Raw genomic sequence first — 22634 nt, 5'->3', positions numbered from 1 at the left:
AAATTTGTGAAATTCGTGTTTACATTTCTGCAATCTTTTCACTATTTTTGCACTCCAAAAATAAGAGTACAATGTTAGAAAGACTTCAATATGTAAAACAGCGTTTCGACGAAATTTCGGATTTGATTATTCAACCCGACGTTATTGCCGACCAAAAACGTTATGTGCAATTAAATCAAGAGTATAAAGGACTTAAAGATTTGATGGAAAAGCGCGAAGAATTGATTAATGTTACTGGAAATATGCAAGAAGCCAACGAAATCATTAATGATGGTAGCGATGCCGAAATGGTAGAAATGGCCAAAATGCAATTGGATGAAGCCAAAGAACGTCTTCCAATTTTAGAAGATGAAATCAAGTTTATGCTAATTCCAAAAGATGCTGAAGATGCTAAAAACGTAATGGTTGAAATTCGTGCCGGAACTGGTGGTGACGAAGCTTCAATTTTTGCTGGAGATTTATTCAGAATGTACACTAAATATTGTGAATCTCGCGGTTGGAGAACTTCGGTTGTAGATATGAATGAAGGAACTTCTGGTGGTTTCAAAGAGGTAATTTTTGAAGTAACAGGAGAAGATGTTTATGGAACGTTGAAGTTTGAAGCAGGTGTTCACCGTGTGCAACGTGTGCCACAAACAGAAACGCAAGGTCGTGTGCATACTTCGGCAGCAACAGTAATGGTTTTACCAGAAGCGGAAGAATTTGACGTACAAATTGATATGAATGATGTTCGTGTGGACTTTTTCTGTTCGTCTGGACCAGGTGGACAATCGGTAAATACAACAAAATCGGCTGTTCGTTTGACGCACATTCCAACTGGATTGGTGGCGCAATGTCAAGATCAAAAATCGCAACATAAGAATAAAGATAAAGCTTTAGACGTTTTGCGTTCACGTTTATACGAGCAAGAATTAGCCAAAAAACAAGCTGAAGACGCCGTAAAACGTACTTCGCAAGTTAGTTCAGGTGACCGTTCGGCTAAAATTAGAACCTACAATTATTCACAAGGTCGTGTAACAGATCACCGAATAGGTTTAGATGTTTTCGATATGGACGGCGTTATGAACGGAAAAATTCAAAAGTTTGTTGACGAACTTCAATTAGTCAACAATATGGAAAAACTAAAAGAATCGGAAGTTTTTTAAAACGAAATAGAATAGAACAAAGTGCCAGACTAATTAAGTTTGGCATTTTTTTTTTGAAGCGAATGGTTTGGGATTTTCAGGAATTAAAAACATTTTTGAATTAGTATTAATTTTGAAAGTTTAATAATCATTTATTATTGAAATAAAAAGAGATGAAAAAATTATCTTTTGGGTAAAAAATATTCTTTAATATCTTCATCAAGTTCAATTTTGTTTTTAACTAAATTAAAAAGTTTTTTCCCGCGTATTGAATTCGGAAAGCTAATTATTGAATTCCATTTTGTTGAATTTGCAAGTTGAGTTTGACCAACTTCTATATTATACTTATCTGATAAAGCATTTAGCAACAAATCTATATTTTCTGCAAACATTGAAATTTTTTCCCACGAACCATCTCTAGAAACAAAAACGATAAACCAATCATCAAATATTGAGTCGATTGTATATTCTCCAATAATGAAAATTTCATCAAAATATATTTCAACTATATTTTCATTTTCATATACCCAAATTATTTTTTCTAATTCTAATTTAATTTCTCCAGACATAAGTTTTCATCTTTGAGATTTTTTGTTTTCCACTAACTTCCATCTTCTAACTCCCAACTTCCAACTTCTTTCTCCTAATTTCTTTCCACTTTTTCAATCTTATTCTTGCTTCAATTGTAACATGTTCTTCATCAGGTTCGCCTAATATAAATCCGTAAGGCTCTAAACCAGCAATATTGTCAAATAGAATTTTTAAACTGGCTACAATTGGTAATGCCAAAATCATTCCTGATGTTCCCCAAAGCATCGAAAAAGCAATGATAGAGACAATTGCTGCCAATGCATTTATACTCACTTTTGAGCCAGTAATTTTTGGCGTAATAAAGTTTCCTTCCAAAAATTGAATAAATCCAAATAAAGCAATAACGCCAACAGCATACCAAGCCGAATCTTTTGTAACCAAAGCAATAACAGCTGGAATTAGCGAACCAATTATTATTCCGATGTAAGGAATCAATAATAATAGAGACGCTAAAAATCCGTAGAAAAAAGCATTTTCAATTCCTAGAATTAATAGTCCAATACTATTTAAAATACCAACAATTCCCATGACGGTAAAAAGTCCAGATAAATAGCTTTTTTGAACTTTGTATAGTTTTTGAATAATCATTTTAACACTCGAATTTTTATTGTCGTTTGAAAAAACTTTCATTAAAAAAGTTTGAAAAAAGCTTCTGTAAAATAAAAAGAAAAACATATAAATAGGAATCAAAATCAAATCTCCAAGAATACTTCCAGATGCACCAATAAATTGCATAATATTTGAAAAATTATCTTTCAATGTTTTTCCAATATTTGCTGAGTTCTTTGTTAAATCATTAATTTTAAAATTAAAAGTTGATTCAATTTCACTAGCATAATTGTTATAAAGCTGTTCTAATTTATCCGCGTAAACACCGCTTTTCGAAACTACATCAGAAAGTTGAAATCCAATATATGAAAACAAAATAAAAACACCAATAATCATTATTATAATAGCAGTCAATGCCGATAGCGCTTTATTGAATCGTAATTTATGCTCCAAAAACTTAACAACTGGAAAAACTAGAATACATAACATGATTGAAAACAGCAAAGGAACAACCAATGGTTTCAATACATACATACTAAAAACCAACAAAATCAAAAACAGAAAATTAGATGTGTTGAAAGTAATTTTGTTTTTTGAAGCCATACTTAATTTTTTAGGCTAATTTAATTAAATTTTTCTGATTTTAGTTTTAATACTTCAAGTTTAGTAACTTTGTTGTCAAACAACTAGTAATGACAACACAACAACTAATCGAACAAATTCTACACAAAAAATCCTTTCTCTGTATAGGTTTAGATGTTGATTTGACCAAAATTCCACAACATTTACTAGAACTCGAAGATCCAATTTTTGAATTCAACAAAGCCATAATTGATGCAACACACGATTTGTGCGTATCCTATAAACCAAATACCGCTTTTTACGAAGCTTACGGCATAAAAGGCTGGCAATCATTGCAAAAAACTATCAATTATATAAACGAAAACCATCCCGAAATTTTTACAATTGCAGATGCAAAACGTGGCGATATCGGAAACACTTCTTCTATGTATGCAAAAGCGTTTTTTGAAGATTTGAATTTCGATTCGGTTACAGTTGCACCTTATATGGGAAAAGATTCTGTAGAACCATTTTTAGCTTTTGAAAACAAACATACTATTATGTTAGCATTAACTTCCAATGAAGGAGCATTTGATTTTCAAACAAAAATGGTAGAAGGAACAGAACTTTATAAAACGGTAATTGAAACTTCAAAATCGTGGAAAAACTCCGAAAATCTAATGTACGTAGTAGGAGCAACCAAAGCAGAATATTTCACTGAAATTAGAAAAATAATTCCAACTAGTTTTTTACTAGTTCCAGGCGTTGGTGCGCAAGGCGGAAGTTTACAAGAAGTTTGCAGATACGGAATGAGTGAAAATATTGGATTATTAATCAACTCATCAAGAGCCATAATTTATGCTTCCAATGGAAACGATTTTGCACAAAAAGCAAGAGAAGAAGCCAAGAAAATGCAAAGTGAAATGGAAGAAATTCTAAAAGACAACATTTGATTTCCTACACACTATATAAAAATGAAAACTCCAATGAATGGGTAACTTTTGTGCACGGCGCAGGAGGAAGTTCTTCTATTTGGTTCAAGCAAATAAGAGAGTTTCAAAAGCATTTTAATGTTTTGTTGTTAGATTTACGTGGTCACGGTAATTCAAATGAACAATTTAAAAAAGCTTTCAAACAAAAATACACATTCAAGTCAATTGCCAATGATGTTTTAGAAGTTTTAGATTTTTTACAAATAAAAACCACTCATTTTGTTGGTATTTCGTTAGGAACAATCGTAATCCGACAATTAGCAGAAATGCATCCAAACCGAGTAAAAAGCATGATAATGGGCGGCGCAATTTTGAAAATGAATTTCCGCTCTCAAATATTAATGCGATTGGGAAATATCTTTAAATATGTATTGCCGTATTTGGTTTTATACAAGTTTTTTGCTTTTGTAATTATGCCCAACAAAAACCATAAGCAATCTAGATTACTATTTATAAACGAGGCCAAAAAGTTATACCAAAAAGAATTTATTCGCTGGTTCAAACTAACTGCCGAAATCAATCCTGTCTTAAAGTGGTTTCGCCAGCAAGAACTTAACATTCCAACCTTTTATGTTATGGGCGAAGAAGATTATATGTTTTTGCCATCCGTTAGAAAAGTAGTCGAACGGCATTATAAATCTTCCAAATTATTTGTAATAGAAAAATGTGGGCACGTTGTAAATGTAGAACAACCATCTATTTTTAATAAAGAAGTGATTTTGTTTATTCAAAATAATTAATAAAAAATGCCAATGCTTTTTTCAAAACACTGGCAATTTTTTAAACTAAACTAACCAAACAAAATAATAAATCTTATTTATTACACTGCAAATATCAAACTATTTTTTCAATGGTTATGTTAATAGAATGTTATACTTATGTTATTGATAACTAAAATTTTAACATTTTAAAATATTGAATACTGCCAACTGCGACTGCCAACTATTTATTATCTTGCATGGCAAAAACTTTCTTCAATAAATCAGAAGTTCTCGAACTCAAATTGGTTCTAATATTTTTTTCTTCAACAGCAACCATTTTGAAAACGCCATTCATCGCTTGATTGGTAACATAATCAGTCAAATCTGGATTTACTTTTTTTACTAAAGGAATTGCGTTGTATTTGGTAATAATATTTGCCCAAACTTTATCAGCACCAACTTTAGCAAACGAAGTTTTAATCACAGGATTAAATTTTCCATATAATGCAGTTGAAGTAGAACTTTGTAAATAGGTCGTGGCCGCACTTTCATTTCCCATCAAAATGTTTTTGGCATCTGTAAAAGTCATTCCTTTTATGGCATCAACAAATATTGGAGTAGCTTCTTTTACAGCATCTTCAGCGGTTCTATTGATGGCTTTTAAACCTTCATCGGCTAAATTTCCTAATCCTATTTTTCGCAAACCTGAATCAACTTTTTTCAATTCTTCTGGCAACAAAATTTTTACCATTTCGTTTTTGTAAAAGCCATCAACTGCTGTAAGTTTGGTAACTTGTTTACTAATTCCGTTGTTTAAAGCTTCTTTCAAACCACCTGCAATGTCAACTGTTCCTGATTGTTCTAAAACGCCAGGTAATTGATTGGCAATTTGTTGCATCTCTGCACATCCCGAAAATAGTGTTGTTGCTACTAAAATTAATGCTACTCTTTTCATATTGTATCTATTTTTAATTCCAAATAATAAGCAAATATAGTGCCTCAAATTTTAAAGTAATAAAATCGTATAAAAATTATTAAATTCGTAAATTGCGCACTTAAATTTGAATAAAAATTACCAATGGAAGCACAAACTCCTTATATTCCTAAAAATAAAGTAAGAATTGTAACAGCTGCGTCACTTTTTGACGGACACGATGCTGCTATCAACATTATGCGAAGAATTATCCAAGCGACAGGTGTTGAGGTTATTCATCTTGGTCACGATAGAAGTGTTGAAGAAGTTGTAAATACTGCCATTCAAGAAGATGCTAATGCTATTGCTATGACTTCTTATCAAGGTGGTCACAATGAATATTTCAAGTATATGCATGATTTGCTTAAGGAAAAAGGAGCAGGTCACATCAAAATATTTGGTGGTGGTGGCGGAGTAATTCTTCCTTCTGAAATATCGGAATTACATGAATACGGTATCGAAAGAATTTATTCTCCAGATGATGGTCGTGCAATGGGTTTACAAGGAATGATTAACGATTTAGTGCAACGTTCTGATTATCCAATTGGTGATAAATTGAATGGTGAAATCAATCATTTGGAAGAAAAAAATCCAACAGCAATTGCTCGCGTGATTTCTTCTGCCGAAAATTTTCCAGAAATTGCTAAAGAAACTTTAGATAAAATTCACGCTAAAAATCAAACTTCCAAAATTCCAGTTTTAGGAATTACTGGAACTGGTGGAGCGGGAAAATCGTCATTAGTTGATGAATTGGTTAGAAGATTTTTAATAGATTTTCCAGAAAAAACTATCGGATTAATCTCGGTTGATCCATCAAAACGTAAAACCGGTGGCGCACTTTTAGGCGATAGAATTCGTATGAATGCAATTAATAATCCTAGAGTTTATATGCGTTCGTTGGCAACTCGTCAATCGAATTTGGCTTTGTCTAAATATGTGAACGAGGCAATCGAAGTTTTAAAAGCAGCTAAATACGATATCATCATTCTTGAAACTTCTGGAATTGGACAAAGTGATACTGAAATTATGGATCACTCCGATGTTTCTCTTTATGTGATGACGCCTGAGTTTGGTGCTGCAACACAGTTAGAAAAAATTGATATGTTGGATTTTGCCGATTTAGTGGCTTTAAATAAATTTGACAAACGTGGAGCATTAGATGCCATTCGTGATGTTAAAAAACAATACCAACGTAATCATAATTTGTGGGATGCTGATGTAGAAACGATGCCGATTTTCGGAACAATTGCTTCACAATTCAATGATCCAGGAATGAACACACTCTACAAATCTATCATGGATAAAATTGTAGAAAAAACCGGAGCTGATTTAAAATCGACGTTCCAAATCACTCGTGAAATGAGCGAGAAAATTTTCGTAATTCCTCCACATAGAACTAGATATTTATCGGAGATTGCTGAAAATAATAGAAAATACGATGAAACTGCTTTAACTCAAGTTGAAGTAGCTCAAAAATTATATGGAATTTATAAAACCATTGAAACCGTTTTTGGAAGCAAACCAAACTTAACAAAAGCAGGAATCGAAGAAACTATTTTGCATTCAAAAGATGAAAGTAGAAATGAGTTTTTAAATCTTTTAGTAAAAGAATTCGACCGAGTAAAAATGAATCTTGACCCATACAATTGGGAAATCATTTTAACTTGGGAGGATAAAGTAAACAAATACAAAAATCCAATTTATAGTTTCAAAGTTCGTGACAAAGTCATTGAAATTAAAACACATAGTGAGAGTTTATCACATTCTCAAATTCCAAAAATTTCATTACCAAAGTACCAAGCTTGGGGTGATATTTTAAAATGGAATTTGCAAGAAAATGTTCCTGGAGAATTCCCATTTGCTTCTGGATTATATCCTTTCAAACGTGAAGGTGAAGATCCAAGTAGAATGTTTGCCGGTGAAGGTGGACCAGAAAGAACCAACAAACGTTTCCATTATGTTTCTGCTGGATTGCCTGCAAAACGTCTTTCAACAGCTTTCGATTCGGTAACTTTATACGGAAATGACCCACACGTTCGTCCAGATATTTATGGAAAAATCGGAAATGCCGGAGTTTCTATTTGTTGTTTGGATGATGCTAAAAAATTATATTCTGGTTTCGATTTAAGTCATCCATTAACTTCGGTTTCGATGACTATCAATGGTCCAGCTCCAATGTTATTGGGATTCTTTATGAATGCTGCCATTGACCAAAACTGTGAAAAATTCATCATCGAAAACAATCTTCAAACAGAAGTTGAAGAACGAATCAACGAAATTTACAAGAAAAAAGGAACTACAAGACCAAAATACCAAGGCGCTTTGCCAGAAGGAAATAACGGTCTGGGATTAATGCTTTTAGGTGTAACTGGAGATCAAGTATTGCCTTTGGATGTTTATAATGACATCAAAATTAAAACATTAGCTCAAGTTCGCGGAACAGTTCAGGCTGATATTTTGAAAGAAGATCAAGCGCAAAACACTTGTATTTTTTCAACTGAATTTGCATTACGATTGATGGGTGACGTTCAAGAATATTTCATCAAACAAAATGTTCGTAATTTTTACTCGGTTTCAATTTCAGGTTATCATATTGCTGAAGCTGGTGCGAATCCGATTTCACAATTGGCATTTACTTTAGCAAATGGTTTCACTTATGTGGAATACTATTTAAGTCGTGGCATGAACATCAACGATTTCGGACCAAACTTATCGTTCTTTTTCTCAAACGGAATTGATCCAGAATATGCTGTAATCGGTCGAGTAGCTCGTAAAATTTGGGCGAAAGCCATGAAGAATAAATACGGAGCCAACGAAAGAGCTCAAATGTTGAAATACCATATTCAAACTTCTGGACGTTCATTACACGCACAAGAAATTGATTTTAATGATATTCGTACGACTTTACAAGCATTGTATGCGATTTATGATAACTGTAATTCTTTACATACAAATGCATATGATGAAGCGATTACAACACCAACAGAAGAATCAGTTCGAAGAGCAATGGCAATTCAGTTGATTATCAATAAAGAATTAGGTTTGGCGAAAAATGAAAATCCAATTCAAGGTTCGTTCATCATTGAAGAATTAACTGATTTAGTGGAAGAAGCCGTTTTGCAAGAGTTTGACAGAATTACTGAACGTGGTGGTGTACTTGGAGCAATGGAAACCATGTACCAACGTTCAAAAATTCAAGAAGAAAGTTTGTATTACGAAACCTTGAAACACACAGGAGAATTTCCAATTATTGGTGTAAATACCTTCTTAAGTTCCAAAGGTTCACCAACTGTAATTCCAGCCGAAGTAATTCGTGCCACCGAAGAAGAAAAACAATATCAAATCGATATGTTAACCAATTTGCAAAAAACAAGCGGTGAAAAAGTTGCCGAACAAATCAATATTATTCAAGAAGCAGCCATCAACAACCAAAATATTTTTGAAAAATTAATGGATGCCACAAAAGTATGTTCATTAGGACAAATCACAAGTGCGTTGTTTGAAGTTGGCGGACAATACCGAAGAAATATGTAATATTATTATAATTTTCATATTTGTAGAGACAAGGCATTGCCTTGTCTCTTTTTTATAAATAAATTTTCATTTATAAAAATTTATTCATTATTTCGCATAACGATATAATATTCAACGCCATGCAAAATAAATTTAAAAACAAATACCGCATTTCTTCGACGCGTCTTCAAACCTGGGATTATTCTAATAACGGTGCCTATTTCATTACTATTTGCACCCAAAATCGTGAACATTTTTTTGGTAATATTCAAAACGGAATTATGCAATTATCAGAAATAGGGAAATTGGCAGAACAATATTGGATGGAAATACCCAATCATTTTTCGTTTATTGAATTGGGAAATTTTGTTGTAATGCCTAATCATGTTCATGGGATATTAATTATTAATAAAATTGACAACCCAATATTATCGTCAACCGAATCTGTAGAGACAAGGCAATGCCTTGTCTCTACAATCAAATCCAATACAACAATTGGTTCGTCACGTTTTCAAAATCAGGGTAAAAACACAATTTCATCAATTGTTGGTTCTTATAAATCGATTGTAACCAAAATGTCACGCCAAATCCATTCCGATTTCGGCTGGCAATCCAGATTCCACGATCATATAATTCGCAATTCAAAATCATTTAATAATATTCAAAATTATATTTTTGATAATCCATTGAATTGGAAAAGCGATAAATTTTACTAATGATTAAGATTCCAACAATTATAAACATTTAAAATTAAACTAATAATATAAAAACCTTTCAGAAATGGAAGGTTTTTCTTTTGTCAAAAAACTAGTATCTTTACGAGGAACAAATATCCCATTTTTATGAAAAAATATTTCTTAACGGTTGTTTTCTTTTTACTACTTACCAACTTTATGTTTGCTGCCAAAGTTGATACTCTACAAATTGCAAGTAAGGCAATGAATAAAAACTATTATGCAGCGGTTGTCACACCTAATTCTTATGCAAAAAGCAAATCAAATTTTCCAGTACTTTATTTGTTACACGGAGCTTACGGACATTTTAATGATTGGCTAAAAAAAACACCCAATAAAAATGTGGTGAAAGATTTAGCCGACCAATACAATATTATTATCGTAATGCCAGAAGGCGAAACCTTTAGTTTTTATATTGATAGTCCAGTGAATAAAGAAAGTCAATTTGAAACCTATATAACACAAGAAGTTATTCAAAAAATTGATGGAACTTATCGAACTATTGCAAACAAAAATGGTCGTGTAATAACAGGACTTTCTATGGGCGGACATGGTGCTTTGTATTTGTCAAGTAAGCATCCGGAACTTTTTTGTGCTGCTGGAAGCATGAGTGGTGCTGTTGATTTAAATTACATGCTAACACCAGAGGGTATTGAGCGTACTAAAACGCTTTTCGGACCAATTTTAGGAGACGAAGTTTTGTCGCCTGCTGCTTATAAAAGATATGCTGTTATGGATAAAATTGACACAATAAAAGAAAATAAATTGCCTTTATACATTGATTGTGGTGTAGATGATTTTTTAATAGAAAACAACCGTGAATTACATCGTAGATTGGTTTATAACAAAATTCAGCATGAATACACCGAAAGACCTGGTGCACATACTTGGGAATATTGGGACAATGCACTGCCTTACCACATTTTGTTTTTTAGCAAAGTTTTAAAGAGTAATGGCTCGATGTAAATAAAATTTTAAAAAACCTTTCAGAAATGGAAGGTTTTTTTATTTTTGAAAAATGAATCCAGCCCTAAAAACCTTTCCAACGACTAAGTTCATAGGCAAAAACCTTTCGTTTACTTACGCTGATTATCGTGCATTTAAATTGTGGAGCAGTTTTATGCCACAACGAAAAGATATTCAAAATATAATCGGTTCTGAGTTATATAATATCCAAATCAATCCTGAGAATTTCGATTTTCAACCCAATACAACTTTTACAAAATGGGCAGCTGTTGATGTTTCATCATTTGATTTTATTCCAGATGGAATGGAAACTTTTGAAATCAATGAAGGTTTGTATGCCGTTTTCAATTATAAAGGCGACCAAAGCAATGCTGCATCATTTTTCAATTTCATATATACTGAATGGTTGCCCAGTTCCGAATATAAATTAGACAACCGTCCGCAATTTGAAATTTTGGAAGAAAAATATAAAAATAACGACCCAAATTCTGAAGAAGAGATTTGGATTCCAGTTAAATTAAGAAATCGATAAAACCGTATTTTCAATTTTTCCAATTGTAAGTTTATCACCAACTGCTTTATCTTTTAGTAAAGTATAGATTGGAGCTTGTTCAGAAATGGTAATTACATTTTTACCGTTTAATGTGAATTGTGGAATTGAAATTCCGAGAAAAAGATATAAATCTTCGGTTTCAACTAATGCACCAGCTTCTATTGTTGTGCAATTTTTATTTTTGTACGATTCTAAAATATCCAAATTGGTTTTTGCTTGAATTGCCATTTGCTCATAGCGCAATTGCATATCTTTAGCTTCTTCTTGGTGCGAAAAATCTTCAGGATCAATACTATCATGTTCATCAATATCGGATGCAGTTCTATATCTTGAAACCGAATTTTCTAAATTGGCTATTACTGTTTTTTGTTCTTCTATAATTTTGCTAACAACTTCATTTTTGCTCATAATCGTCTTTTTAAACTTTTTATTATTAGGTAAAATTAGAATTAAAAACAGGAAGAATTTGCTACAAAAATCATTGGATTAATAGAAAAAAAGTGGTATATAATAGTGGTGTTAATTATGATTACCGTCAACATAAAACCAACTTCCATTTTCAAAAATGAAGTTTGAATGTTCATGATGAGTTTGCGCTTTCAATTGATAGTCTAAAAAATAAGCTTTAAAAGTTACTGTAGTTTCAGTTGTTGATAGCACTTCTAATTTTATCCATTGGTTGCTTTTACTCCAATCTAAAATATCAGACTTTTTATGGAATTTTCTTGTAGAAATGTGAGTTGTTGCAACCAGATAGTCTGCATTTTGAGTTGCATAAGCCGAATATCTTGAACGCATTAATGCTTCGGCTGTTGGTGCTTTTGCGTAACCTTTTATATAAGGTTTACAACAGTTTTCAAATGACGAATTACTTCCACAATAACAAGTAGTCATTATTCTTTTGTTTCATTAAATTTTCTAACCATTGCTTTTAGTTTTTCTTCGCGAGCAACTTTCTTAGCTTTAGCTTTGTCTTGTTCTTTGTGAAGTTTATCGTTGTGCGTTTTTATATTTCGTTCGTTGTTTCTTCCCATTTTATACAATTTTATACAATTTTATACAATTTGAGATAGCCAATATGAAGTTGGTCCTCTTCAGAATCTACAGTTGGTGTGATTTTTAATTCAAATTGTTTTGTAAAGGTAGGCGAAAGAATTTCTTTTACATTAAAAATATCATCTACATCAATTCCGTATTTATCATCAATATGCGAAGTGGCACCTTTGAAAGTAAAATGCTTGAAAAATGCATTAGATTTTGCTTTTTTAGAAGCTTCAGCCATTGAATTACCAATTGCTAAAACCTTATAATGATATTCTTCAAACTCGTTTTCTTTATAACCACCAAGATTGATAAAAAATAACTGCGAATCAGTCACAATTGAATTATTACTAGCAACAACTTCTATTTTGAAATTATCAACCATAGTGACTTCTCGCCAAGCATCAATATGAATTTTTCCTTTTGCCTCTGGCCAAAAAGCTTTCATACTCGGAATTAATTCTTTCAACGATTTTCCGATGCCAAAAAATATGTCGTGTTGCTCAGTATATCTACCTTCAGGGCGACAACCAAGCATTATCATGTAGAGTTTGTGTTGATTTTCCATTTTTCAAAAGTACAAAATTTTGTTAAAACGAAACTTTGGCACAACAATTGAAATGTACATTATATCATTAATCACAAAAAACAAAAACCATGAGAAAAATTACATTGTTGTTAGCCTTTATCGGGATGATAGGACTACAAAGTTGCACAGTCAATGAAGATAGAGTAGTAGAAGATAATATTGATTATGACACTATAAGCGAGGTTTTTGAAACAACAAGATCTTTCTCTGCTAGTAATGACTATAGTACATTAGTTACTTTTCCTCATTCAATCTATTCTTCTGATATGGTTTTGGTCTATCGTTTGGATAATGTAATAAATGGAAATACAGATGTATGGAAATTGCTTCCACAAACCTATTATTTCAATGACGGGACATTAGATTTTAGATATGATTTTAATTTTACAATGTATGATGCCGAAATATATATGGATGGTTTTGACTTGGCAGGAATTTCGAGTGCATACAGAAGCAATCAAGTTTTTAGAATTGTAATCATTCCAGCTTATTTTGGAAAAGGAGCATCTACAATAAAATATGACAACTATGATGAAGTCATCAAAAAATATAATATCGATGAATCTAAAATAGTGAAAATAAAATAGATTTGGTTAGTCTATAGTTTGTTTGTTTGGTTAGTTAAGAGGTTGTGAAAGCAACCTCTTTCTTTTTTATTCGTCGTCTCTTGAAGGTTTGGTCTCGTGTTCTTTTTTATCTTGATTTATAGAAAACAAAACACCTGCAATTAATGCCAATGCAATAAAACCAAGTGAAGCCCATTCTGGAATTTCGATATAATCATGTGCCAACATTTTTATTCCAACAAAACTCAAAATAGCAATAAGACTATATTCTAGGTGGCTGAATTTCTCCAACATATTTGCCAAAAAGAAATACATTGAACGTAATCCAAGAATGGCAAAAATATTGGAACTAAAAACTATAAACGGATCAGAAGTAATGGCTAATATCGCAGGCACACTATCAACCGCAAACAAAACATCCATTACTTCTATAACAATTAATGCTACAAATAAAGGTGTCGCTGCTTTTTTTCCTTTGTGATTTAGTATAAAAAACTTTTCTTTATCATGTTCTGATGTAATAGGCATTATTTTACCAATCATTTTATAAACAAATGAATCTTTAGGTTCAAAATCATCATCTTCTTTTGAAAATAACATTTTTACTGCTGTAAATAATAGGAAAGCACCAAAAAGATAAGTAGTCCAAGCAAATTTATTGATGATAATAACACCAAATGAAATCATCAAACCTCTAAAGACAATAGCTCCAAGAATTCCCCAAAACAAAACTCGATGTTGGTATTTCTGTGGAATTTTGAACGAAGCAAAAATTATAGCGATTACAAATATATTGTCAATACTCAACGAAAGCTCAATTAAATAGCCTGTAATAAATTTTAAAGCTGCATTTGTTTGTGATAGAGAAGTTGGGTTATTTATATAGTCTGTTCCATAGAGCCAATAAATTACTCCGGAGAAAAGAAAAGAAATAGAAACCCAAATTGCAGTCCATTTGCTAGCTTCTTTGGAACTAATTATATGTGGCGTTTTATTAAAAACACCCAAATCTAATGCAAGAATTACAAATACTAATGCGAAGAATAAAATCCAGACAATCATAATCAATTATGAATTAAAAATTAAATAGTTTCAATTTCTACAAAGATAAACTATTTAATTAGTTATGAAAAAATCATAATTCATAATTTTAAATTCATAATTTTTAATTTTACCCCAAAAAAAATAGGGTACAATTATTTTTGAATCAAAATATTATTATATTTGCATCAAATTATTAGGGTATAACTTTTAAAAATTTAATTTTATGTCAACTTTACGTTTTCAAGCATTAAAAGATGCATCAGGCAGAAAGCCAGTAAAATTTGAAGAAGCAGGAAGAAAATCAGATCTTTTTGGTTCAAATGTGTTCAATGATAAAGCTATGAAGCAGTATTTAACTTCAGATGCTTACAAAGGTGTTAAAGATGCAGTGCAGCATGGAACTAAAATTGATAGAAAATTAGCGGATTATATTGCTATGGGTATGAAAGAGTGGGCACTTTCTAAAGGTGTAACTCATTATACACACTGGTTTCAACCCTTAACAGGAACAACTGCCGAAAAACACGATGCTTTTTTTGAAACTTCTTATGATGGTTCAGATCCAGTTGAAAAATTTGGTGGCGGACAATTAGTTCAACAAGAGCCAGATGCTTCTTCATTCCCAAATGGTGGAATTAGAAACACTTTCGAAGCTCGTGGATATACTGCTTGGGATCCAACTTCTCCAGCATTTATTTTCGGTACAACTTTATGTATTCCAACGGTTTTCATTTCTTATACTGGTGAAGCTTTAGATTATAAGACACCACTTTTACGTGCTTTAAATGCTGTTGATGAGGCAGCAACAGATGTATGTAAATATTTTGATAAAAACGTTAAAAAAGTAACAGCAACTTTAGGTTGGGAACAAGAATATTTCTTGGTAGATGCTTCTTTAGCAAATTCTCGTCCAGATTTAATTATGACTGGTAGAACGTTACTTGGACATACTTCTGCAAAAGGACAACAATTAGACGACCATTATTTTGGTTCTATTCCTTCTCGTGCTCTAAATTACATGAGAGAATTGGAGGAAGAATGCATGTTATTAGGAATTCCAGTAAAAACGCGTCATAATGAGGTGGCTCCAAATCAATTTGAGTTGGCTCCAATTTTTGAAGAAACAAATTTAGCTGTAGACCACAATTCATTATTGATGGATGTAATGTCTAAAGTAGGTGAGCGTCATGATTTTATGGTCCTTTTCCATGAAAAACCTTTTAAAGGTGTAAATGGTTCTGGAAAACATAATAACTGGTCATTGGCTACTGATACTGGTGTAAACTTGCTTTCTCCAAGTAAAACACCAATGAGTAATTTACAATTCTTATCGTTTTTTATTAATACAATCAAAGCGGTAAATGAATATGAAGAATTACTTCGTGCCGCTATTGCAACTGCAAGTAATGACCATAGATTAGGTGCAAATGAAGCGCCGCCAGCAATCATTTCTGTGTTCATTGGAGAACAATTAACTAAAGTTTTAGCTGAATTAGAAGGTGTTTCAAAAGGAAAATTATCTCCTGAAGAAAAAACAGATTTAAAATTAAACGTAGTTGGTAAAATTCCAGACGTAATGTTGGATAATACCGATAGAAATAGAACTTCGCCATTTGCATTTACAGGAAATAAATTTGAATTTAGAGCAGTAGGTTCTTCTGCAAACTGTGCAAATGCTATGACTACTTTGAACTCTATAGTTGCAAAACAATTGAAAGATTTCAAAAAAGAAGTAGATGCTTTAATTGAAACTAAAGATTTAAAGAAAGACGAAGCTATTTTTAATGTATTGAGAGAGTACATAAAAGAAACCAAAAACATTCTTTTCGAAGGTGATGGTTATAGTGATGCTTGGGAAAAAGAAGCAAAAAAACGTGGATTAAGTAATCACAAAACTACTCCAGCGGCTTTGAAAGCTAAAGTTTCTAAAAAAGCGTTGGATTTATTCAAAGATTTAAACGTAATGAATCACGTTGAGGTAGAAGCTCGTTATGAAATTGAATTGGAAGAGTACACTAAAAAAATTCAAATTGAAGGAAGAGTTTTAGGAGATATTGCTCGTAATCACGTGATTCCAACAGCTATTCGTTACCAAAATACGTTGATTGAAAATGTTCGTGGATTGAAAGAAATCTTCGGAAAAGAATTCGAGAAAATTGCCAAAGAACAAATCTCTTTAATCAAAGACATTTCTGCTCACATTGAAGGAATTAACTCAAATGTTGAAGCAATGACAGAAGCTCGTAAAAAAGCAAATGCTCTAACAGATGCTCAAAAAATGGCTGAAATGTATTGCGACAAAGTAAAACCTTATTTTGAAGTTATCCGTGAACATTGCGATAAATTAGAATTGTTAGTTGATGACGAAATTTGGACATTGACTAAATATAGAGAGTTATTGTTTACGAGATAGTTTTTAAAAAAATAGAATATAGAAAAAAACCTGCATGAAAATTTTGAGCAGGTTTTTTATTTTTTTATTGAGTTTAATTAATTTATCTATATTGCAGTCAAATAATAAATTTTTATGAATAAAAAAGCAATAGTAACATTTAGTTTCTTGTTATACTCAATTATTTTATGTTGTCAAGAAAATGTAAATGTTTTTGACAATAATAGTTATTGTATTCCAACATATACTTATGGTTCTCAAGATGGTGATGTAATAACAAATGTTCAAATTCCTGGAACAAGTTTAAATAATAATACTGGATTATTTTCGCCTATTTCCTATACCTATTTTACAGGTCAACCTAATTATACTGCTGATTTACAAAGAGGAAATACTTTTAATTTAATTGTTAGTGGTGGTCAGTTTGGAGGTAATTCAATTGCTACTTGGATTGATTATAATGATGATTATTTTTTTGATTTGTCTGAAAGAATTGGAGTAACGGTAACTCCAGTTGCAGGAAATGGGAATATTAATTTTCCTTTTACAATACCTATTGGTACAACAATTGGTAACCATAAGTTAAGAATTAGATTGGTATGGAATATAGTGGGAGCTACTATTGATCCATGTAATAATTATATTTATGGAGAAACTGAAGATTATCAAATTAATGTTTGTGATGTTTGTTCCTTGTCTAATAATTCATTTGAGCAATCAACAACGGTTGTTTTTCCAAATCCAGTCAAAGAAAGTTTAGATATTTCTTTTTGTGATAACAATTCTGAAATTACTATTTATGATTTATCAGGAAAGCAAGTTTTAAATTTTGCTGTAAAACCATATTTAAAAGAAATTGAGATGTCAAATTTTTCAAATGGTATTTATTTTATAAAGGCTAAAGTTAATGGAGTTTTAAAAGTTTTAAAATTTATTAAAGAATAAGAAAGATTTTTATTTTCAACAAACTTAGTTTTCAAAAAAAAACCTGCTTTGAGATTTCAAGCAGGTTTTTTATTAGTTAAAATTTTTTTAATTTTGAAAAACTGTACCACTAATAGTAGTTGTAAACCATTGATTGGTTGTGCTTCCAGTTCCACCAACCGAATAAGGTGCTAGACAATAAGCATTTGTACTTGTTACAGCTAAAATTCCATTTCCTCCATCAAACCCTACAATTTTAATTGGATTTCCAGAAATTGAAGTAGAAAACCATTGATTTGTTGTGCTACCTGTTCCGCCTATAGAATAAGGTGCATGAACGTATACATTTGTAGTTGTTAAAATTCCGATATAATAATCTGTACAAACAATATCTATAACAGTTCCCGAAATAGAAGTTGAGAACCATTGATTGGTTGTGCTTCCTGTGCCACCAACAGAATACGGAGCTAAGACATAAGCATTTGTGGAAGTCACGATTCCAGTTCTGTACTGACCATCTGTAACCATTTTAATTGGAGTTCCCGAAATAGAAGTTGAAAACCACTGATTAGTTGAACTTCCTGTTCCACCAACAGAATATGGTGCGAGTACATAGGCATTTGTAGAAGTTAAAAAACTATTCCACGATTTTGCAAAAGGTGTTCCAGAAATTGAAGTAGAAAACCATTGGTTAGTTGTACTACCAGTACCGCCAACTGAGTAGGGCGCTAATACATAGGCATTACTACTTGTCATGAACGAAAGTGTGCTTACTTCATTTGGGTTGTTTTTAATATTATTGTAATCAACTTTTCCTGCAACCAATGCATAAGGAACACTCAACAATTGGGTAGTTCCAACCAAAACATAATTTGTTCCGCCAGTAGCATCCATTTCTACTTTTAGAAATTTAGAATTTGTTCCCCAATTTATAGTTGAAAATGTGCCAGTAGAAGGTGTTCCTTGTCCAATAACCAAATTGAATAATCCTTGCGCATTAGTGGTTTTAGTATGTGTTTCGGTATATAAAACGGTTCCATTAGCTGAATTATCAAGAACAGAAAGACGAATGCCAACATTAGAACTAACAACTGGATTTCCTGAAGAATTCAATGCAATTGCTTGATAAGAAATTCCTTGTGGAACTTGAGCAAATGTTAGAATCGAAATAAATAAAGCTAAAAGTGTAATTGTTTTTTTCATAATTATTTTTTTTATTGAAATTGTATTTTGCGATTGTCATTGCAATTGAACTCGTTATTTCTTAATAATTTTAAATGATTTTAATTGCTTGTTACTAAATTGAATCAAATAAATTCCACTTGATAATTCATATAAATCGATAGAATTTGATGTATCAATTATCTTTTCTGAGATAAGTTGTCCAGTTTCATTATAAATGACAATTTTTTCATTTGAAAGATTTTTTTGTGACTTAAAAAACAACTTTGCAACAGTTGGATTTGGATAAACCGTAACATTTTCGGCTATATCAAATTGTGAAACTTCTAATGTTTGCTGGTTAATTTGTGCCAAAACACCAATAATTCCCGAACTTGATTGAGATGTGTTTTCGGGATTTACAACAATTTCGCCAATAGTAATCATACTATTAGAAGTAATCATACTTCCTGAATTAAGAGTAGATTGTCCATTAATATGGTTAATAAATAAAACAAATAAGAATAAAATAGTTTTCTTCATAACAGTGATATTTTTCTTGTAAAGAAAGTGATTTTTTGCTATTTCTTTTGAGCTCATAAAAAAAAATAAAAATAGTAAAGTTTTTTATTTGATTTTAGAATATAATAACTATATTTGAAAACCCTCAATTTACTCACTTTTATGTTGATTATTTACAAATAATTAACGACATAATTAGATTTACTTTACTTTTTGACTGTTATTAATACTAATAGTCGAACATTTTTATGACGATTTGCTAAAAAACAAACCATCAAAAAAACTAAATCTAACTTATGAAAAAACTGACCTTCACTCTTGCATTTTCTCTTGCATTAGGCTTTACTGCATCTGCACAAACTAACGAAAAAGTTGTAGTAGATTTTCCACAAGAATATAAACTTAAATTAGAATTTAACGAAGAAGATCAACTTATAGATAGAATTGTTTACAACGCTTACGAAGAGAAACATGGTGACAATAACATCAATGTTGAAGAGTTGAGAATTAAGTATTCTAAAAATGTTACAAATGAAGAAGTGGTAAAAGAATATGTTTCTAACCTAAGAGATCCAAAACCAAAGTTGACAATTCTAGAACAAGACAAAGACGCAGCGCTTCCTTGGACAATTTACAGAATTGAATTAACAGATGAAAAATTCAATATAGAAGAAACGGGTTTGGTTTATGTTGTAAAAGGAAATTCAGATACACATCTAAAATTTGTTACAATGAAAAAACCAAAAATGCCATCTGATTTTGCAATGAAATGGGTTTCAACATTTAAAAGCAGTAGATACACTTCGGCAGTTGCTGCTGAATAAAATATATTTTTTTAATTTTATTTGAATCAAAAAATGTAATTCACGTAATTATATTTTTTGATTCTTTTTTTTGGTGTAACTTTTGCTATCTATTTTAAGTATGCCTAAATTTGAATAAATTATACAAAATGAAAACAAAACTTCTTTTTATCTATATCTTACTTCAATCTGTTTTTTCTTTTTCTCAAGAGCAATTTGTGGTCTATTTTGAAAGCAATAAGCATGAAATGGCAAAAAAAGAAAATAAAAAATTACAAGATTGGATGCTTGCCAACAAAGAGGTGAAAATTGTAGCTATAAATGGCTATACCGATGAAGACGGAACTTCAGGGTTTAATGATACATTAGCTAAGAAACGAGTGAATTTTATTTTCAATCAGATTAAAGATAAAATCAAAATTCGTGAAGATTTTAAAACTAGAAGTTTTGGAGAAAATTTCAAACAATCTACCAACAAAGCAGAAAATAGAAAAGTTACAATTTATTATTTACTAGAAAAAGATTTAGCAAAAGAGGACGAAATACTCGGAATTAAAAAAGAAGAAATTGCTGTTGAGCCCAAAAAAGAAATCAATTATCCAAAAGAATTAATAATCGAAAATCCAGATGGAAGTAGAGTAGAGTATAAGCTAAATGTTGAGTTTATGAAGCTGATAGGTAATTCAGCAGTTGGAGACAAGCTCAAAATTGATAATTTGAATTTTGTAATTAATACGTTTGCTGTTGTCAATGAATCGAGAAGTAAACTCTACGAATTGCTATTGGTTATGCAAAATAATCCTAAATTAAAAATAGAATTACAAGGACATTTATGTTGTATGACAAAAGATAGAGTTGATTTATCGACACAAAGATCCAAAGCCATTTCTAATTTTTTGCGTCAAAACGGAATTGAAAGCTCAAGAGTTGCCTACAAAGGTTTTGGAGTTTCGCAACCACTTTTTCCAATCCCAGAAAAAAATGAAGCTGAAAGAGCTGCCAATCGTAGAGTAGAAATCTTGATTTTAGAAAATTGAATTCAAAGTATGTAGCAAATTTTTATGAAAATTTTATTTTCTGAATTCTAAATTCTGCATTCTGAAATCTGCATTCTTTTATTATCTTTGCCAGACACAACAATAACTACACAATGAGTTCTGACAACAGCCAACGCTATAATTTGCGCGGAGTTTCTGCTTCCAAAGAAGACGTTCATAACGCTATCAAAAACATTGATAAAGGTTTATTTCCTAAAGCTTTTTGCAAAATTGTTCCCGATTATTTGACCAATGATGATGATTATTGCCTAATCATGCATGCTGATGGTGCTGGAACAAAATCGTCCTTAGCCTACATGTATTGGAAAGAAACGGGCGATTTGTCAGTTTGGAAAGGCATTGCTCAAGACGCACTAATAATGAATATTGACGATTTATTATGTGTTGGCGCAACTGACAATATTTTACTTTCTTCAACAATTGGGCGTAATAAAAATCTAATACCAGCCGAAGTTATTTCTGCTATTATCAATGGAACTGAAGAGTTAATTGCCGAATTGAAATCGTTTGGTGTAACAATTCATTCAACTGGTGGTGAAACTGCCGATGTTGGTGATTTGGTTAGAACAATCATAGTAGATTCTACAGTTACGGCCCGAATGAAACGTTCTAAAGTTGTTGATAATGCCAATATCAAACCAGGTGATGTAATAGTTGGATTGGCTTCTTTTGGGCAAGCTAACTATGAAAAAAGTTATAATGGTGGCATGGGGAGCAATGGTTTAACATCGGCAAGACATGATGTTTTTGCCAACTATTTAGCCGAAAAATTTCCCGAGAGTTTTGATGCGCAAGTGCCAAAAGAATTGGTTTATTCTGGAAAAGTAAAATTGACCGATACTGTAGAGAATTCTCCAATTGATGCTGGAAAATTAGTGCTTTCACCTACAAGAACGTATGCGCCAATTATAAAAAACATTCTAGATAAGTTCACACCAAATGAAATTCACGGAATGGTGCATTGCAGCGGTGGTGCGCAAACTAAAATTTTACATTTTGTGGACAATGTTCATGTAATAAAAGATAACTTATTTCCAGTTCCGCCACTTTTTAAATTGATTCAAGAACAATCGCAAACCGATTGGAAAGAAATGTACCAAGTTTTCAATTGTGGTCACCGAATGGAATTATACGTACCAGCCGAAATTGCGAATGATATAATTTCTATCTCAAAATCTTTTAGAGTTGATGCGCAAATTGTTGGTAGAGTAGAAGCAAGCGAAACAAAAAAACTCACTATAAAAAGCGAATTTGGAACCTTTGAATATTGATTAAAT

At 31.6% G+C, this 22634-nt stretch carries 23 protein-coding genes; 13 read left to right on the top strand and 10 right to left on the bottom strand.

Translation table 11 applies throughout. The annotated features are described in order from the left end of the window. The first annotated feature begins 71 nt into the window (after positions 1–71). Entirely contained in the window at positions 72–1145 is a 1074-nt protein-coding gene (gene prfA, locus O9267_RS13405) for a peptide chain release factor 1 (RefSeq protein ID WP_298180407.1), read from the top strand. A 161-nt stretch (positions 1146–1306) separates the two neighbouring features. Here the strand turns inward: prfA and O9267_RS13400 are convergent, their stop codons facing one another. Further along, positions 1307–1693 carry a hypothetical protein gene (locus O9267_RS13400; RefSeq protein WP_298180405.1) on the bottom strand — a complete coding sequence of 129 codons (387 nt, stop codon included), beginning with the start codon at positions 1691–1693 and terminating at the stop codon, positions 1307–1309. Between the two features lie 46 nt (positions 1694–1739). Next, entirely contained in the window at positions 1740–2867 is a 1128-nt protein-coding gene (locus O9267_RS13395; protein WP_298180402.1) for an AI-2E family transporter, read from the bottom strand. An 89-nt stretch (positions 2868–2956) separates the two neighbouring features. On the opposite strand from O9267_RS13395, the gene pyrF reads away from it, so the two are divergent. Both pyrF and O9267_RS13385 read left to right on the top strand, forming a co-directional pair. After that, positions 2957–3778 carry an orotidine-5'-phosphate decarboxylase gene (pyrF, locus tag O9267_RS13390; RefSeq protein ID WP_298180400.1) on the top strand — a complete coding sequence of 274 codons (822 nt, stop codon included), beginning with the start codon at positions 2957–2959 and terminating at the stop codon, positions 3776–3778. Beyond that, entirely contained in the window at positions 3775–4557 is a 783-nt protein-coding gene (locus O9267_RS13385; RefSeq protein ID WP_298180398.1) for an alpha/beta hydrolase, read from the top strand. Before pyrF ends, O9267_RS13385 begins: the two co-directional genes overlap by 4 nt. A gap of 202 nt (positions 4558–4759) precedes the next feature. Here O9267_RS13385 and O9267_RS13380 read toward each other — a convergent pair whose 3' ends face one another. After that, a complete protein-coding gene (locus O9267_RS13380; RefSeq protein ID WP_298180395.1) occupies positions 4760–5473 on the bottom strand; it encodes a DUF4197 domain-containing protein in 714 nt (237 codons plus the stop codon). Between the two features lie 123 nt (positions 5474–5596). Here O9267_RS13380 and O9267_RS13375 point away from each other — a divergent pair, with 123 nt between their 5' ends. The 4 genes from O9267_RS13375 (at position 5597) to O9267_RS13360 (ending at position 11236) form a co-directional block, all read left to right on the top strand. Then, positions 5597–9025, top strand: a complete 3429-nt coding sequence (locus O9267_RS13375; protein ID WP_298180393.1) for a methylmalonyl-CoA mutase family protein — start codon at positions 5597–5599, stop codon at positions 9023–9025. 119 nt (positions 9026–9144) lie between these two features. Continuing rightward, a complete protein-coding gene (locus O9267_RS13370) occupies positions 9145–9720 on the top strand; it encodes a transposase (protein ID WP_298180391.1) in 576 nt (191 codons plus the stop codon). A gap of 126 nt (positions 9721–9846) precedes the next feature. Then, on the top strand, positions 9847–10704 hold the full coding sequence (locus tag O9267_RS13365) for an alpha/beta hydrolase family protein (protein WP_298180389.1): 858 nt from the start codon (positions 9847–9849) through the stop codon (positions 10702–10704). A gap of 52 nt (positions 10705–10756) precedes the next feature. Next, positions 10757–11236, top strand: coding sequence for a GyrI-like domain-containing protein (locus O9267_RS13360; protein WP_298180387.1), 480 nt, complete (start codon positions 10757–10759; stop codon positions 11234–11236). Here the strand turns inward: O9267_RS13360 and O9267_RS13355 are convergent. The 4 genes from O9267_RS13355 to O9267_RS13340 all read right to left on the bottom strand — a co-directional run bounded on the left by O9267_RS13355 (position 11222) and on the right by O9267_RS13340 (position 12866). Further along, the gene (locus O9267_RS13355) at positions 11222–11665 is read right to left on the bottom strand and encodes a hypothetical protein (protein ID WP_298180385.1); all 444 of its coding nucleotides are present in this window, start codon (positions 11663–11665) and stop codon (positions 11222–11224) included. The genes O9267_RS13360 and O9267_RS13355 overlap by 15 nt on opposite strands. Before the next feature lie 111 nt (positions 11666–11776). Continuing rightward, entirely contained in the window at positions 11777–12151 is a 375-nt protein-coding gene (locus O9267_RS13350) for a YchJ family metal-binding protein (protein WP_298180383.1), read from the bottom strand. Next, the gene (locus O9267_RS13345) at positions 12151–12291 is read right to left on the bottom strand and encodes a hypothetical protein (protein WP_298180381.1); all 141 of its coding nucleotides are present in this window, start codon (positions 12289–12291) and stop codon (positions 12151–12153) included. Before O9267_RS13345 ends, O9267_RS13350 begins: the two co-directional genes overlap by 1 nt. An 11-nt stretch (positions 12292–12302) precedes the next feature. Continuing rightward, complete coding sequence (locus O9267_RS13340) at positions 12303–12866, bottom strand: DUF1543 domain-containing protein (RefSeq protein ID WP_298180379.1); 564 nt, start codon at positions 12864–12866, stop codon at positions 12303–12305. Positions 12867–12955: 89 nt separating this feature from the next. Between O9267_RS13340 and O9267_RS13335 the strand changes: the two genes are divergently transcribed. After that, a complete protein-coding gene (locus O9267_RS13335) occupies positions 12956–13474 on the top strand; it encodes a hypothetical protein (protein WP_298180377.1) in 519 nt (172 codons plus the stop codon). A gap of 66 nt (positions 13475–13540) precedes the next feature. Here O9267_RS13335 and O9267_RS13330 read toward each other — a convergent pair whose 3' ends face one another. Then, complete coding sequence (locus O9267_RS13330) at positions 13541–14515, bottom strand: TerC family protein (RefSeq protein ID WP_298180375.1); 975 nt, start codon at positions 14513–14515, stop codon at positions 13541–13543. A gap of 205 nt (positions 14516–14720) precedes the next feature. Between O9267_RS13330 and O9267_RS13325 the strand changes: the two genes are divergently transcribed. Both O9267_RS13325 and O9267_RS13320 read left to right on the top strand, forming a co-directional pair. Continuing rightward, positions 14721–16910 carry a glutamine synthetase III gene (locus O9267_RS13325; RefSeq protein ID WP_298180373.1) on the top strand — a complete coding sequence of 730 codons (2190 nt, stop codon included), beginning with the start codon at positions 14721–14723 and terminating at the stop codon, positions 16908–16910. Positions 16911–17024: 114 nt separating this feature from the next. Next, a complete protein-coding gene (locus tag O9267_RS13320; RefSeq protein WP_298180371.1) occupies positions 17025–17834 on the top strand; it encodes a GEVED domain-containing protein in 810 nt (269 codons plus the stop codon). 87 nt (positions 17835–17921) lie between these two features. On the opposite strand, the gene O9267_RS13315 is transcribed toward O9267_RS13320, so the two are convergent. Both O9267_RS13315 and O9267_RS13310 read right to left on the bottom strand, forming a co-directional pair. Then, complete coding sequence (locus O9267_RS13315; RefSeq protein ID WP_298180369.1) at positions 17922–19016, bottom strand: hypothetical protein; 1095 nt, start codon at positions 19014–19016, stop codon at positions 17922–17924. A 54-nt stretch (positions 19017–19070) separates the two neighbouring features. Next, positions 19071–19517, bottom strand: a complete 447-nt coding sequence (locus tag O9267_RS13310) for a T9SS type A sorting domain-containing protein (RefSeq protein WP_298180367.1) — start codon at positions 19515–19517, stop codon at positions 19071–19073. 275 nt (positions 19518–19792) lie between these two features. On the opposite strand from O9267_RS13310, the gene O9267_RS13305 reads away from it, so the two are divergent. The 3 genes from O9267_RS13305 (at position 19793) to O9267_RS13295 (ending at position 22628) form a co-directional block, all read left to right on the top strand. Then, entirely contained in the window at positions 19793–20320 is a 528-nt protein-coding gene (locus O9267_RS13305; protein WP_298180364.1) for a hypothetical protein, read from the top strand. A gap of 128 nt (positions 20321–20448) precedes the next feature. Further along, a complete protein-coding gene (locus O9267_RS13300; protein ID WP_298180362.1) occupies positions 20449–21336 on the top strand; it encodes an OmpA family protein in 888 nt (295 codons plus the stop codon). Between the two features lie 113 nt (positions 21337–21449). Next, positions 21450–22628, top strand: coding sequence for an AIR synthase related protein (locus tag O9267_RS13295; RefSeq protein ID WP_298180360.1), 1179 nt, complete (start codon positions 21450–21452; stop codon positions 22626–22628). The last annotated feature ends 6 nt before the right edge of the window (positions 22629–22634 follow it).

Origin of the sequence: Flavobacterium sp. (assembly GCF_027531705.1) — a bacterium.
Lineage (GTDB): Bacteria > Bacteroidota > Bacteroidia > Flavobacteriales > Flavobacteriaceae > Flavobacterium.
The sequence above is the reverse complement of the archived record's forward strand: the minus strand, read 5'-3'. Positions and strand labels throughout refer to the sequence as shown.